10 protein-coding genes and 1 pseudogene are annotated in these 16,671 nt (G+C 35.6%); 2 read left to right on the top strand and 9 right to left on the bottom strand.

Annotated elements, in window-relative coordinates; genetic code table 11:
• Positions 1-159: 159 nt before the first annotated feature.
• Positions 160-3,276: pseudogene (locus IPL24_05845) on the bottom strand (glycosyl hydrolase).
• A 342-nt stretch (positions 3,277-3,618) separates the two neighbouring features.
• Between IPL24_05845 and IPL24_05840 the strand changes: the two are divergent.
• On the top strand, positions 3,619-5,511 hold the full coding sequence (locus IPL24_05840; GenBank protein ID MBK8363211.1) for a T9SS type A sorting domain-containing protein: 1,893 nt from the start codon (positions 3,619-3,621) through the stop codon (positions 5,509-5,511).
• Positions 5,512-5,885: 374 nt separating this feature from the next.
• Here IPL24_05840 and IPL24_05835 read toward each other — a convergent pair whose 3' ends face one another.
• The 6 genes from IPL24_05835 to IPL24_05810 form a co-directional block, all read right to left on the bottom strand.
• Entirely contained in the window at positions 5,886-7,364 is a 1,479-nt protein-coding gene (locus IPL24_05835; GenBank protein ID MBK8363210.1) for a T9SS type A sorting domain-containing protein, read from the bottom strand.
• A 591-nt stretch (positions 7,365-7,955) separates the two neighbouring features.
• The gene (locus IPL24_05830) at positions 7,956-8,495 is read right to left on the bottom strand and encodes a hypothetical protein (GenBank protein ID MBK8363209.1); all 540 of its coding nucleotides are present in this window, start codon (positions 8,493-8,495) and stop codon (positions 7,956-7,958) included.
• 272 nt (positions 8,496-8,767) lie between these two features.
• Complete coding sequence (locus tag IPL24_05825) at positions 8,768-9,133, bottom strand: hypothetical protein (protein MBK8363208.1); 366 nt, start codon at positions 9,131-9,133, stop codon at positions 8,768-8,770.
• Positions 9,134-9,185: 52 nt separating this feature from the next.
• Positions 9,186-10,835 (bottom strand): T9SS type A sorting domain-containing protein, encoded by a 1,650-nt coding sequence (locus IPL24_05820; GenBank protein ID MBK8363207.1) that lies wholly within the window; start codon positions 10,833-10,835, stop codon positions 9,186-9,188.
• Between the two features lie 473 nt (positions 10,836-11,308).
• Positions 11,309-12,304 carry a hypothetical protein gene (locus IPL24_05815; protein MBK8363206.1) on the bottom strand — a complete coding sequence of 332 codons (996 nt, stop codon included), beginning with the start codon at positions 12,302-12,304 and terminating at the stop codon, positions 11,309-11,311.
• A 324-nt stretch (positions 12,305-12,628) separates the two neighbouring features.
• Positions 12,629-12,799: a hypothetical protein gene (locus IPL24_05810; GenBank protein MBK8363205.1), complete on the bottom strand. Its 171-nt coding sequence runs from the start codon at positions 12,797-12,799 to the stop codon at positions 12,629-12,631.
• 581 nt (positions 12,800-13,380) lie between these two features.
• Between IPL24_05810 and IPL24_05805 the strand changes: the two genes are divergently transcribed.
• Entirely contained in the window at positions 13,381-13,941 is a 561-nt protein-coding gene (locus IPL24_05805) for a transposase (GenBank protein MBK8363204.1), read from the top strand.
• Positions 13,942-14,254: 313 nt separating this feature from the next.
• Here IPL24_05805 and IPL24_05800 read toward each other — a convergent pair whose 3' ends face one another.
• Both IPL24_05800 and IPL24_05795 read right to left on the bottom strand, forming a co-directional pair.
• Positions 14,255-15,196, bottom strand: coding sequence for a hypothetical protein (locus IPL24_05800; GenBank protein ID MBK8363203.1), 942 nt, complete (start codon positions 15,194-15,196; stop codon positions 14,255-14,257).
• 432 nt (positions 15,197-15,628) lie between these two features.
• Positions 15,629-16,630, bottom strand: a complete 1,002-nt coding sequence (locus IPL24_05795; protein ID MBK8363202.1) for a hypothetical protein — start codon at positions 16,628-16,630, stop codon at positions 15,629-15,631.
• Positions 16,631-16,671: the final 41 nt, after the last annotated feature.

Raw genomic sequence — 16,671 nt, 5'->3', positions numbered from 1 at the left:
CTCCCTGTAAAATTCAACTACTAAAATTGGCAAACTGCACGAAGGTAGGCGGAATGTTGAGCGGAAATTTACGACAAGTTTTCAGGCAAGTAACTGCTCGAGCGACATTCCTGCCGGGGTAAGAGGTACACTCTTTATTGGGAGTAACCCTTAAAACTTTTATTTCCTCCACTCAGGAAATCTCCCCGGAGTATATGGGGCTCCATTCTTTTCAAGTGTTGCTTCTACGATTTTAATTTCTTCGTCAATGGATTTTAATTCCGGAAGTAATATGTCAAATTGCTTTGCAGCAATGTCGAAGCTATTAATAGCTGTTTGCGTTGGTGCAGATGTTGAAGTCCAAAGAGTGTATTCGATGGTTCCTATGCGGCCGTTAATGGATGGTGGAATTTCGAATTCCCGCTTAGAAAGACTTGCATCACCATTCATTTTTATGTTAGCTGCCATAAGACGTCTTTCTACTTTATGTACTTACGAATGGTTGTGCCGGAACAAGCTCGGTAATTTTACCATCTTCAAATTTACTCAGCGATACTTTATATGTACCGGCCATAGCAAGATGTCCTGTTTCGCTTTGGTCGTAAGGATTGGTGAGGTCTAGCGTGTTAAAATTAATCGGACCTGGCGATGCATAACGCATATCCCAAACTATTCTGCTTAGTCCTTTCTTTGCTGCAGATTTGATTTTTCTTACCACACTACCGGCATCATCTGTTATTGTGAAAAGTAGATATGGCTCGGGATACTGGTCTTCCAAACGAATGCTGTCGGCCGAAGGATAATTGATGGGTTCTTTATTTTTTATTTTTTCTTTCTCCATCTCCTGACGCTTTTCCTTCATGGTCTTGAGATTTTCTTTCAGATAATATGTAAATACAGCTCCCACTTTTGGATTCGGTGCTGAATAGTAACTTTCTCCTTGAAATCCTTTTAGCGGTCCACCAGTCTCAGTAATACTTTCGATAAACATCCACGAATCCTTGACAGGAGAAATAAATGCTTCTTTAGCAAGATCGTCTTTAGTAATCGTTCTGAGAGGTGAGTAATCATCAAGAATATAATATCCACGACCAAATGTTGCCAGCACTAGATCACTTTCGCGTGTTTGAATTGCAATATCACGAACAGCAATGGTCGGTAAACCACCTTTTAGTTGTGTCCATTTAACTCCACCATCGATGGTGAAGAATACTCCGAACTCAGTGCCGGCAAAAAGCAAGTTTTTATTTACATGGTCTTCTGCTACTGTATAGACACTGCCGCGCTCAGGAAGATTTCCCTGAATTGGTGACCATGTCATCCCTCCATCTGTACTTTTATATACATACGGGTTAAAATTTCCGTAACGATGATGATTGAATGTTGCATAGAAAACATTTTTATCATGATGCGATGGGATGATTTGATTTACATAAGTACGTTCAGGAACTCCGGCTATGTTATCAACCTTCGACCATGATTTGCCTCCATCTTTCGTGACTTGAATGAGTCCGTCATCTGTACCAACGACAAGATGATTCTCATCAAAATAACTTTCAGCAATGGAAACAAGTTGACCATAAATATCAGTTGATGAATTTTTTGCAACGGCATCCATACTCCATACTCTTCCCATCACAGGTAATTTATTTCTGTCAATCTGCCGCGATAAATCACCACTGATAGCAGTCCAGGAGTTACCCATATCATCTGTACGGAATAATTTGTTAGCACCGCAATAAAGACGCGTATGTTTGTGTGTTGAGATCAGCAAAGGAGAATCCCAATTCCATCGAAGAGCAGGTTCGTTTTCACCTTCGACCGGACGAATGTCAATAATTTCCCCACTCTTCTTATCGAAGCGAGATAAACCTCCGTATTGATATTGCGGATAAACAATGTCAGGGTTTTCGGGATCGATCTGTGTTTCATAGCCATCACCTCCAAGAGTGAATATCCAATCAGCATTCGTGATGCCGTTTGCACTAGTAGTACGAGAAGGGACTCCAAGACTGTTATTATCCTGTGTGCCTCCATATACCCAATAAAATGGAAGCGAATTGTCGACTGCTACTTTATAGAACTGTGTGATCGGTAGGTTGGCTTTGAATTCCCAGTTCACTCCAAAATCATATGTTTCATACACTCCGCCGTCACATCCAACGAGAAGATGTTTTGTGTCCTTGTCATCTATCCACAAAGCATGATTGTCAACGTGCTTATACTTTTCACCAATTTTAGAAAATGTTTTTCCGCCATCTTTTGATACCATTACCCATAAGTCTACATAAAATATTTTGTCAACATCCTTTGGATCACAGAAAATTTCCTGGTAGTAATTTCCTGCTGTTACATTATCACTCATTTTGTCCCAACTTGCTCCACGATTAGTAGAACGGAAAACTCCGCCTTTTTTGTCAGATGCTTCAATGATGGCATAGATGTAATCCGGATTTGCAGGTGAGATGGCAAGTCCGATTCTTCCTTTATCAACTTCCGGCAGTCCTTTCTTAAGTGTATCCCACGTAACTCCGCCATCTACGCTTTTATAAAGATTTGATTCAGGACCGCCACTGATATAAGTGTAAACTTGTCGTCTGCGCTGATGTGATGTTGCATATAATACATTGCTGTTGCGTGGGTCCATGTGGATTTCATTAAAGCCTGTATTTTCGCTGACAGATAAAACATTCTTCCAGGTTTTTCCTCCGTCAGTAGTTTTGTAAATACCGCGATCGCCACCAGCGCTCCACAACGGACCGTATGCAGCAACATAAACGATGTCAGAATTTTTTGGGTCTATTGCAAACATCCCTATATGTTCGGAATTTTTTAATCCTACATTTTTCCATGACATACCACCATCCTCTGATTTGTAAACTCCATCACCATAGGCAACGCTTCGCTGGTTATTGTTTTCCCGGAGCCTACCCAGACTACATTGGTGTTGTTAGGGTCTATGGTAACGCAGCCAATAGAGTAAGATCCTTCATTATCAAAAACGGGCGTATATGTGATTCCATGATTTGAAGTTTTCCATACACCACCTGATGCAGCCGCAACAAAATACTCATTCGAATTATTTGGGTTAACGGCAAAATCAACTACGCGCCCTGAGGTTTTCGCAGTTCCGATGCAGCGGAAATTTAGTCCATTAAAAGTTTCTTTTTTCCATGGATCTTTTTTATCAGCCTCGGTTTCATTCTTTTTCGAATCAGTCGATTTTTTATTCTGAGCAATCCCAGCGGTTGAAAATAGAATTGTAAGGAGAGTGAAGTACAGGAAGTGTTTCTTCATAAGAATGTTGATTTATATTTGAAGTGGAGGCTAAGATACAAATTAAGCTAAGAAAATCAATTCGCTCAGAATCGTGGACACTAAATCCTTAATTCAAATAATGGAAGTTTCTGTAGAGAAGGGATTCGGCTAATTTCCACTAAAAATTCCGCCGAGCGGCATTATTTGGAATATCCTTATATAAAATCTATCTTTCAGTATTAATCATTTAGTACTTATCGCTAGAAATCAAAACAGAAGTTTGGAAGAGTCAAATTATACCATGTTTCAGCTTAATTTTTTTTGCAAAACCGAACTTTAACAGAAATTATTAATTAAATTTTTTAAAACACTTGCAGCCCAATGTCAATAAAAAAAGTACTTAGCCTTCTCTTTTCATTCACTTTCTTAGTTGCACTTTCATTTGGGCAAAATTGTACCGGTGATTCTGTGGTTGTTACCAAAAGATATCAATACGTACCCGGCGAAACATATTTTATTATTACTGATACTTTTAATATTGTTAGCGGTATGAACAAAAGTTCAGAAAGGGGAATTATACCCTCTAGTGGTAGTGTTTTTTCTAGTTCGAGCACGCATACTTTTGACAGGACATACATTGAAAGAAATTCTCAGAATGATACTAGTAGTTTTTATTCATACAGCGGAACAGGCTCCGGTTACACATATAAGGAAAAAATTATTTTTACTTATGACACTTTAACAAATTTCATTACCTCCCGACTAGATTACAATGGAGCCGGAAATACATGGGTGCTTTTTTCTGAGGAAAACTGGATCTACAATTCGAATAATAAATTGATAAATCACACGCTGGTTAAAGACACAACCGGAACAGGAGCATTTATAAATATTTTCAACACCTCATACAACTATACCGGTGCACGGCTGGATGATATCATCTTTCAAATAGGGAACGGTAGCACCTGGATTGACTCATGCCGTTATGTTATCTCATATGATCTATCCGGAATTCGGGACAGCCTATCAACACAAATCCGTGACAGCTTAAATACACTTTGGGTAGATGATGCAAAATTCAATTACGATTCTGCCAACAACTATTTGGTTCATTTGTATTCTGTCAAATTAGTCTATGATTCAGGACATAGTTGGTATTATACAGATAGTGCTTGTCTTGTACTTGACACTTTTAATCTTGTAAGAAGTTCGTATAAAATGTTTGACAGGGAAGAAGTCATTCAATATTACACTTACGATTACATTCATGGACGACAAGTATTATTAATCAACAGTACACATGATTATGGTTGTTTTATCGAACAAAATAATTCTTATGATTCCAATGGAGTTTATACCGGATATTATGGACCAACAGCTTGTTTTATCCAATATGAACACTCTTATCATATAACATATGATTCCACTTATCGCCCACTTTCTTACGGAACCTCACTGGTAGGCGGATGTTGCGGTACAAATAATCATAATACATACTATTATGCGAGTGATTCAAGTATTTATTTAAACTACCTGACTCAGGATGAAATGTACTATACACGCTGTATAGGAAACACAATTAATACAACTGCAATTGCTTTAGGAGGTTGCGGTCCTTACCATTTTCAATGGTCGCCCTCAATAGGTTTATCCTCTGATACAGCAAGAGAGCCGGAAATTTTTTTAACAGACACGATCACCTATCACATTACTGTAACAGATTCCCTGGGACATACGGCTTCGACTTCATTTTTTGCTGCTCCATCCGTTATTGTATCTATAGTGGACACAACATCTTGCTTAAATTGTCCTCGTTACCTGACTGCCAATTACTATTCCTCTATAGGAACAATAAACCCAACATATCAATGGTACAGAAATGATACTGCAATTGCAGGTGCCACTTCACCAAATTATTCAGCAACGCTAAGCGGTTATTATACTGTATCTATCAGTTACTCTCTGCGAGGAAATTGTACATCTACTTCACCCTCCCACTTTTTTTTATATAACGATATAAATAATCTGGAATTATCATCACCTACTCTATATCCCAATCCTGCAAACGACCATGCAATTATAAATGGAATTCCTAAGGGTTCAGCTATACAGATTTTTGATCTCTCGGGAAGATTGACATACTTAGAAGGTGAATGGAACTCTACCGGAAATCAATTTACAATAAACACAAGTCGTCTCAGCGCATCAATCTATTTTGTAGATGTGGAGTTTCAGAGACAACATGTTAGAATGAAACTTGCGGTGGAAAGATGATAAATCCCAGCCCACCAGAATGTTCCACCAATAAATAGATTCTAATAAATTTTGATCGCCTTAACATTCACTCTTAGAAATTTGCAAACTGCATGACAATAGGCGGAATGTTGAGCGGAAATTAAATATGCACTTTCACATTTGTAACTGCTCAATCGACATTCCTGCCGGGGTATGGGGGGACATTTTATTAAAAGGCACGCGAAATTAAAATTGCACAATTATCAGAGCATAACAAAATTTAAAAGAAAAATATAAAGCGGCCTGTCATAGTTTCAGTAATTAATTTGCATAATTTATTTAAATGAATGAATAGGAAAGGTTTCTTTTTGAAGATTCCGTTGAGTGGGCTACTTCGGCCGGCAGTTACAAAATTAGGATTTTTGAATACAAATCTTCTCTACAGAAATTCCCTGATCAGATCGGAACTTCAGTAAATAAATACCATCAGGCATGTCCGGTAAATTAACGGATCCTGAATAAAATTCAGAATAATTAAATGATTTAATTAACACACCTGTTATATTCAGGAGATCGATACTGTTTGGAGTATAATTATCTTTAAAAATCAGGCTCACAGTACCGCTTGACGGATTGGGATAGATTGTGACGCTACTCTTTATAGTTACTTCATTTACATTCTCAAGAAATGGACAATCTTGGTAGAAAGATGCTTGGCAAGAAACTAATTGAACAGAATGATTCATTAATATTCCGTCGCTTCCAACAGTGAAAACAACTGAATCTTCAATCAACGAAGTGGAGATGTAGGGCTGATTTGTAACTGAAGGATTTACACACATTGAACCGCTCAAACTATCATAACGTACCAATACCGGCGGCCCGAATCCAAAACCTATATATGCAAACTGACTGTCGGGTGTTACATTAAAAATATCAGCAGGAACATGTTCGAAGGTCTCATAAGAATTAAATATTTGACCTACAGAATCCATTTCGAAAATTGCTGACATGTCATCGGCGGTTAGATAATAATCATTTTCTTTTCTCTTGCATATTCTTTTAGAATTGGAATTCCCATTATAATAAGCACGAAAAGAATATTGATTTGACCATAGAGGTACACCAATAGAATCAAGTTTTGATACAATGGCTCCTGTATTTGAACTGAAATAACTTAAAATTCCTGAATTAACAAATTGAATGTCGAGAAGGGTTAAAGATTGATTCAAAGAATCTGTGTAAATTTTATTCCAAATCAAATCGCCATTAGTATTAAGACACATTAGAGTTGCTCTATTATAAAATGTAGTTGTTTGGTATTCTACCAAACCAAACGCATAAAAATTAAAATCGGGCCCTTCTACTATTTCATAAACAACGTTATCAAAATTTGCTGCTAAGTACGTTTTCATCCAGAGAAACGTACCATTCTCGTCAAGTTTGAGTATGAACATTTTATGGTACGGAGGTCCGGCGGTGTCGACTTGAATGCCTGAAATCAATATAGAAGAATCAGATGATTCGATAATTGAAGAAACATTTGAAGCTTGGGAAACTGAAACTCCACTACACCATACTGTATCACCTGCAGAATCAAATTTAACAAAGGGAATAATATTGTTAGAGGAGTTTCCCGTTGCAATGTAACAAGAGTCCTTCGTGCATGTGATGTGATTAAGAGCTTCGCTTGAAGCTTTGCTCCAAATAATGTTGCCAACTGAATCTAGTTTCATTACACCTGTATAACCAAAAGCGATAAAGCCATTGTCATTTGAATTGATCACGTTTTCGGGATATACGCAACCAACATAAGCATATGAGAAACTTAATTGTCCTTTCGTATGGTACATAAGGAGAATAAAAATTAAAACAGCAGAATATTTTTTCATCATATTGGTCTTTGGCTAATAATAACACAATTAAAAGTACTAAAAAAAACCCGATTGGCGAAATGTGCAACAAAATGTCCAACGCGAAATTGAATTTCTCGCTGTAAATTCAATTGCTGAAAATTGGCAAACTGTACGATGATGGCGGAATGTTGATCGGAAAAATATCTGTTTAGCAGTGCTCATGATTATTCAGAAAAAAAGGGCCTGTTAAAGTTTCAGTAATTAATTTGCATAATTTGTTTTAGATGCAGATTTATTAGTTGTTCTATTAATCAACTGTGTACCTTATCCCCCGGCAGGAATGCCGCTCGAGCGGTTACTAGCCTGAAAGTGTGTCGCTAATTTCCGCTCAACATTCCGCCTATCGTCGTGCAGTCTGCTAATTTCAGCTGTTGAGTTTTACAGGGAGTAAATCCAATTTCGTTGAATATTATGTTGAACATTTCGGCAAGCGGGGGTTGCTAATTTCAGCAGTTGAATTTTCAGGGGAGTAAAACAAATTTGCATTGAATATTCTGTTGAACATTTCGCAATCGTTGTATTTTAAAAAAATCAACAATAAAAACAACCCTCTTATCCTCACAATTTCTACATTACTATTTGTTCTCCAAAATTCCTAATAACTTTTCCTTTTTTGTCAATGACAAGAAGAGCAATTAAATATACTTTTCTGCCAGGCAAACTAACAGTAAAATAAATCAATGAAAAATCATCAAATCGCATTTCTTTTGAAAAAGAAATAATTGAGTCTCCACTTTTCTTAATTAGTTCATCAAGATTTGAATTATAAGAATATACTTTATTTTTATAATTCCTACGAATTTCTTTTTCAATAAATAATAAATTATGAGTTTTATATTCAAAATCACAAATTGAATCATAGAACATTTGCAAATTTTGATAGCGATTTGTGTTCGCCATGAATTTAATTTTACTCATATCTAATACTGATTCTTTTGAATCCAGATATATCACTTTTGATGAATCATTCCTCAATACTTCATTGAAAATAAAATACTTCTGCTCAGAAATGTATAATAACATACTTTCAGATATTGAAGATGTGGCAATTTTAGTGCATAGACTTAAAAAGACCATTACTAAGTAAGTGATTAATTTAATTTTCATCTGCCATATGTCTCATCATTATCCCATCTAACTAGCTCATCAGAACGTTTTACCAAATAATAAGTTCCAATAAAATCAGTACTGCTTTAAATCTACTCTTCTAACTTGTAAACTGCACGATGATAGGCGGAATGCTTACAAAAAACAACTGTTGAATTTCAACGTTAGTAAATATAATAAAATATGTATTTTTTTTTACTTTCTGCCAATCAGGATTTTTAATCATTCGTTCTAATTACTTTCATATCGGGTCGGGCTATCTTCCTAATATTTTATGGTAGACTTTCCCAACCATTCTTTGGAGCTTGAACAATACTAGAATCAACCGGAACTTCTTGCATTAAACAAGAGATCAATGGAAAATACTTATTAAATTTAACAAAATATCTTCCAGGGACTTTTGTATTATTTATAAATGTGTTTGCACCGTGATATATTTTATTATTAACATGGTAATAATATGTAACATCAACAGAATTTCCTCTAATCTTATTTATTTTGATAGTATACCCAATTGTATATTTTCCATATTTTTTCAAATGCCAACTGGTGATCTCAGAGACACCGAATATTAATGAGAAAATAGAAACTATTGTAATAATTAATCTCCACCCATTATTACTCTTTAATTTCTTCATGACATTATTCTATTTACAAACTGAGCATTGGACTGATTTACTATCTGTAACCTTAACGTATCACGCAAACTATAGATTTTCTCATTGTAGAATATGTACTACTAAATTCAACAACGTAAATACCAGTTGAAAATAATTCGATTTCAATTGTTTTCTCATTTTGAAAAACCTCGTCATAAACAATTCTGCCAAGTAAATCAAAAATTCGAACTTTACTTAATTCGTCAGGTAAATCGATGTTGAATTTCCGGTTAAAAGGGTTCGGATATATTTGAAATTTTTCCTGATTCAAAATATGTTCTACACCCACAACAAATTCATGCAATTTTGCTAAAAAAACATCGGAAGCTCCTGGATAATTATTGAAGAGCTGAATAGTATCCAATGAAAAACTTGAACTCCTGAACCACCCTGTAACAAAGAGATCATGTTCATTTAGAATAAACATGTCTGTGCTTTGCGTTGTATTAGTTTCTCGACTATACTTTGCCCAAACCGGGATTCCATTTGAATTAAGTTTAATGTAAAAATTACTTGAATAGCCTGGAGATGGCAAACTAATACTGCCCATTATTAACGGAAGATTAGAATAAGACCCTGTTAAATAAACATTTTCGTTCTCGTCTGCAACAACTGAATTGACATGAACAAAATACGGAGTATCGGGAGTGAATGTCCAAAGTCTATTTCCATTTCGATCCAACTTTATAAGATACATTCCTAATGAAAGAGAATCGAAAAGACTAGTATCAGCCAGCTGAACACTATTGATAAATTCGCCTAACCAATAAGAATTTCCTGAAGAATCAATTGTCACACCTTTACTATAAGAATTATTATCACTTAGTGCAGATTTCGCCCAGATACTATTACCTGAGGAATCAAATTTTGCAATAAAAGATGTCCATCCATAGTTTGGCGATAAACCATTTATTAATGTGTCATTTCCTATAATTAAAGTAGAATCTGAAAAATCGCCAGATATGATTATATTGTCCTGACGGTCACAAATTAAATTATTAATTTTCCTTTCACGATAACCACCATTTCCTTTTGCCCAAATAAAATTTCCATTCAAATCATATTTCGCAAAATAATAATTGGTCGTAAAAATATTTGGGCTGATGAGAGTGGAATTTCCAAAATACATCGTATCACTTCTAAAATAACCACCTATAAGAATCTGATCACTTTCATTAATTACAATAGAACTAACATAATCATCTCTAAGTCCACCAATACTATTGGCCCAAACAACATTTCCAATTGTATCCATTTTTACAATACAAACATCCTTACCTCCTTTTGTAAATAAATTATATTGGCTTATATCAAGGATAGAATCTCCAAATTCTGCAACAAAGTAAACGAAGCCATATCTGTCACAAGCAATATCTTTAGTGATATCTGCCTGACCATTCCCGAAATTCCTTCCCCATTTAGCATTTCCCATAAGATCATATTTAACAATAAATAAATCACTACCGGAAAATGGATGGTTCATAGTGACATTTCCAAAATAGGATGTAGTGCTATACAATTGTCCACCAATATACAAGTGTCCAAATTGATCACCGGTTATTGTGCCTGATTCATCATAACTCTCTCCCCCGCCCTTTTTCAACCATTGCCAATCCGGTATTTGAGAAAACGTAGCAATGGAAGTTATCAGAAGCAAAAAATTTAATAATATCTTTTTCACAAGGTAAGGTCTAAATGTTCATTCCAAATATACCAAATTTTATATACACTAATAGATGACTAAAAATGAATCCTAAATTTCAATTTTCCCTTGCCAGGCAGAAGCAGCTCAGCAGAATCTTCCACCAAATAATAGCTTCAAATAAAATTTGTTCGCTGTAAAATTCATTCATTCAAATTTATAGACTGAATGGCGAGAGGCGGAATATCGCTTGAATGTTTACTGGCATTAAAATACTTTCTTAATTTCCGCTTACCATTCGCCTAGCGGTAAACAGCTCGAAAAGAAAGAACTTTCCTCAGAATCAATTATATAATTCCTGCTGGAAAAAATTCTGTGATCAACTTATACATTTCACTATCGCTTAATTAAATCACATGCCTGCAGACCTTGATCCCATGAATCTACATAAAATCAAAAAAGTCAGAAGTTGAATCTTCTGACTTTTTTGCATAGAAATAATTTTTCGAAAATTACCGTGGCTGCGCCTGCAAAGCATACTTCAGATAAAATATAGACTTGCCTTTAAGCTCAGTATATTTTAATACATCTGCAGATGACTGATTGTACAACGCTTTGGCCTCTCTGTACATTAATCCATAGAACTCACGGTTCCTTCCTGTGACGGCATATACAGTTAATAACATGGATGGCTCAAGAGATTGTAATTCTATGATCGGGTAATTCAGCTTTCCAAATTTTTTCGCTGCTTTTGTAATTCCTCCATATTTAGAAGTACCCTGATCAAGTCGGTATTTTATTCTGTTATCCCATTTACCAAGACCGGATGCCGGAGAGAAATAATCAATAGCAGTAACATAATTTGAAAGGAATGTTCCATCACAATAATAAACCATTGAGTCTACTGCAGCTTGTGGATTCGAATAATTTTTTCCCATCCAACCTTCATAAAAAAATAATTTCGCACCGTAACGGTTACACATCGTTCTGGTCTGACGTAACAATTTAAAACATCCTGTATAATCTCCTGTGACCCACGGTTCTTTTTCAGTTAGTGGCGCTACAACTGAACGCAAGTCAGGATACGAAGTATAAAAGGCTTCCCACCATGCAATTTCAGATGTCTCCCTGATGTCACACGTTATTAATTTCACGCCGTATGAATTGATCGCCTTACGACAGAAAGCTGCAAACTTCGCTCTTGCTGATGATGTATTCATGGAATTGCGGGCATAAGCGTTGACCATGTTACCACCTTTACTCCGTAAATAATTAAGAAAATTATTTTCACTTGTCGTACTACCAATCGTCAGATTTGTCGGAGTGGTATACATTCCGAAAACTTCAGGAAGCGCTGCACTAACTCGTAGTGGCGAAAAAGGAATTTCTGAGGTGACAGCAGGTTCAATGAACTCTTCTTTTGAACACCCGGTAAAAAAGAATGAAAACCCAATTAGTAATAATGCAGGAATTAAATAAAGTCCCGAAGATGAATGTTTTTTTTCCATTTTTTGTTTTTAGTTTATTTAGTTGACACAATTAACTTCTTGCCAGTGGGTAAATTAATAACCACTAACATGCTTTTAAAAAATATTTTTGTTGAAATGACGAGGATTCCTCCTTTTAACGGCCAATAATTCTACACATATCGGCTTCTCGTCTACTCTGTTCGTTTACGAGTGCAATTGTAAAAACAGAAGTTGTGTTTAATATGAGTTATTCATATTGTTTTGTTAAAGTTAGAATGAGAAAACAAGATTAACATTTTCTTAGAGCAACAACAGGGAAATGTATTCTAAGAAAAGTTTAAACATTGATCTTTACCAATTACTTTAATTTAATATTTCAGAAAAGAATACAAATTGTAAACTGTACGATACCAGACGGAATGTTGAGCGGATATTTGCGACAACATTTGATGCAAACATCTGCTCAAGCGACATTCCTGCTGGGGTATGAAGGATATTATTTGTTGAAACAATCATCAATAAATACCTTTTCAATTATCGTGACAATTTTATCATACTTAGCTTACTCCTCTTATAACCACCAAACTTTTCGTCATTATACTTGCCGCAAGCAATTTTTGCTTCTAACCAATAATTTACTTCATACTCCGGCAGGAATGTCGCTTGAATGTTTACTTGCATTAATTTACTTTCTTAATTTCCGCTCAACATTCCGCCTAGCAGTATTGAGTTTACAATCTTCAAAATAAAGGAAATTTTTTTTTCAAATATGCAAGCAAAGTATTTTAGAATGTGAAACTAATCATTCCGCTTTCGGAATGTTCCACCAAATAATAGATTCAAAAATAAAATTTGTAGACTGCACGAAGATAGGCGGAATGTTGAGCGGAAATTAATTATGCACTTTCATATTTGTAACTGCTCAAGCGACATTCCTGCCGGGGAATAAGGAAGATACTTTATTAATAGACAAATAAAATAAAAATTGCACAATTACTATAGCAGTCTTAAATTTAAAATACAAAGTAGTTTGTTAATTCTCTAAAGTGCCCGTATCATTTAATCACCTGCTTTTAATGGTTGTCTAAGGGGTTTGTATAGATTATTTGCGCAATATGTCTCACGCATATCAAATTCACAAACAAGATGCAGCATATTTTTTGACTCTTACCGCAGTTGAGTGGGCAGATGCGTTTATGAGAAAAGAACATAAGCAAATTTTATGCGACAGTCTCAATTATTGTGTTGATGTAAAAGGCTTAGAAATATTTGCCTATGTAATTATGTCAAGTCATATGCACATGATTGCAAGAGCCAAAGAAGGAAACTTAAGTGACATTATCCGTGATTTCAAGAAATTCACAAGTGGAATGTTGATCAAGGATTTCAGGACACTAACGGAAAGTCGTAGTAGTTGGATGCTTGATCTTTTTAAAGCCGGCGGGCAAAAGCAAAAAAAGAAATCGTCAATGCAACTGTGGCAGTATAATAATCATGCAATGGAAGTACATAGTCCGAAATTTACTCTTTCAAAAATTCTGTACATTCACAATAATCCTGTTGAAGCTGGTATTGTTGGAAGAGCAGAAGAATATTTGTTCAGCAGCGCCCGGGATTACTCGGGACAAAAAGGGCCTGTTAAAATTTCAGTAATTAATTTTCACAATTTGTTTTGAAACAAGTTGAAATATTTATTCTCCCAACAAAGAGTGTACCTTCTGCCTCGGCAGGAATGTCGCTCGAGCGGTTACTATCCTGAAAGTGTATCGCTAATTTCCGCTCAACATTCCGCCTATCGTCGTGCAATCTACAAATTTCAAATATTGAATTTCATAGTTAGTATATAAAATTTGGCTTGTAACTTTTGTTTAAGATTCCCAAAAGGGTAAATTCGCCTGCTATCTTCTGAATTTATATAGACTATCACAAACAAAAAAAAGTCAGAAACCTCAGCTCCTGACTTTTTTCAAAATAATTAATTTTCAAAACTTAATTAGGCTGTGCCAGAAGCACATGCTTCAGGTAAAATAAACTTTTCCCTTTAAGTTCTGTATATTTCAATACATCTGCATTTGATTGATTGTATAGTGTCTTTGCATTGCTGTACATACTTCCATAAAACGAACGGTTGGAACCGGATACTGCATAGAGAGAAAATAACATAGAAGTCTCGACTGATTGCAACTCAATGATTGGATAATCAAGTTTATTAAACTTTTTCGCCGCTTTCGTAATTCCGCCGTAGCTTGAAGCACCCTGATCCAGTCTGTACTTTATACGGTTATCCCACTTACCAAGACCAGTTGCTGTAGATAAATAATCAACTACAGTAACATAATTTGACAGGAATGTTCCATCACAGTAATATACCATTGAATCTACTGCAGCTTGTGGATTAGAATAATTTTTTCCCATCCAGCCTTCATAAAAATAAAATTTAGCTCCATAACGGTTACACATTGCTCGCGTCTCACGCAATAATTTAAAGCATCCTGTGTAATCTCTTGTAACCCATGGCTCCTTTTCAGTCAGCGGTGAAACCACTGCACGTAGATCCGGATATGAAGTATATAATGCATCCCATGTAGCAATTTCAGAAGTTTCTCTGATATCACATGTGATCAGTTTAACACCATAAGATGCTATTGCCTTACGACAGAAAGCTGCGAACTTTGCTCTTTCTGTAGAAGTAGTCATAGAATTACGCGCATAAGCGTTAATCATGTTACCACCCTTGTTTCTTAAATAAGTCAGAAAATTATTTTCACTCGTGGTATTCCCTATTGTCAGGTTAGTTGGAGTTGTATACATCCCAAAAACTTCCGGAAGCGCCGCACTGATACGTAATGGTGAATAAGGAATTTCTGATGTTACAGAAGGTTCTATGAACTCTTCTTTTGTACATCCTGTAAAAAAAAGTGAAAAACTCATTAGTAATAAGGCGGGAACTAAATAAAGCCCCTTAGAAGAATGTTTTACCATTTTTGTTTAGTTTTTTTTGGTTGACACAATTAAATAATGGTCAGTGGGTAAAAATTTATCCACTGGCAAATCACTGAAATATTAATATTGTAGTAATGACGAGGATTTCCCCAATTAACAGTAAAAATCAAATTTTACCGCTTTCTCGCACACTATTTGTTTCCGGGTGCAATTGTACCTACAGAATTTGGCTTTAATATGAACTGATCAATTATATTCGAAAAAGTGAGAAATAACGGAATTTATCTATGAAAAATTGATAAACAAAAGCAAATTGAAAGAGACGAATGAGCGCTTTCATATAATGTTTAATTTTCAAGCATAAGTGAACAATAAAATTCCACTTATATTATTATCGCTGTATCCTGAAAATTGGAAAAATTAATTTGGCTGAGCCTGCAAAACATACTTCAGATAAAACAACGATTTGCCTCTAAGCTCAGTATATTTTAAAACGTCTGAAGGTGACTGATTATATAATGCTTTAGCATCGTTATACATTGTTCCGTAAAGCGAATGATTAGTACCACTAACTGAATAAAGGGAAAATAAGTAGGATGTTTGCAAAGATTGTAATTCAATTATCGGATAATCGAGTTTATTAAACTTCTTCGCTGCTTTTGTGATCCCACCATAGGTAGAAGTGCCTTGGTCGAGTCTGTACTTTATTCTGTTATCCCACTTGCCATAGCCGGTTGCTGTCGATAAATAATCGGCTACAGTAACATAATTTGACAAAAATATTCCATCACAATAGTAAACCATCGAATCTACAGCGGCTTGCGGATCAGAGTAATTCTTTCCCATCCACCCCGCATAAAAATAAAATTTAGCTCCATAAAGATTGCACATCGCTTTGGTCTGTCGCAGCAAAGTGAAGCATCCTGCATAATCACATGTAACCCATGGCTCTTTTTCTGTCAATGGCGCAACGACTGCACGTAGGTCAGGATAAGAAGTATATAAAGCATCCCAGGTAGCAATTTCAGATGTTTCACGGATATCACATGTAATTAATTTAACGCCATATGAACTTATTGCTTTACGGCAGAAAGCTGCAAACTTTGCTCTTTCTGCAGATGTAGTCATAGAATTGCGGGCATAGCAGTTGATCATGTTACCGCCCTTGTTTTGCAAATACTGAAGAAATGCATTTTCACTGGCAGCATTCCCAATTGTCAGATTAGTCGGAGTTGTATACATTCCGAATAATTCAGGAAGAGGCTGAGCATTTTGATTCAAAGCCACAGAAGACATTCTGGATGTTGCAGAAGGCTCTATTAATAGTTCTTCTTTTGAACATGATGTTAAAATAAGTGAAAAGCTTATAAGTACTAAAGCAGAAATTCTTAACAGTCCAGAAGATGCAAATTCTCTTTTCATTTGTATTTTGTTTTAAATTATGCCTTACTTTCCGGCGATTG

This window comes from Bacteroidota bacterium, assembly GCA_016711505.1.
Classification (GTDB): domain Bacteria; phylum Bacteroidota; class Bacteroidia; order AKYH767-A; family 2013-40CM-41-45; genus JADKIH01.
The sequence above is the reverse complement of the archived record's forward strand: the minus strand, read 5'-3'. Positions and strand labels throughout refer to the sequence as shown.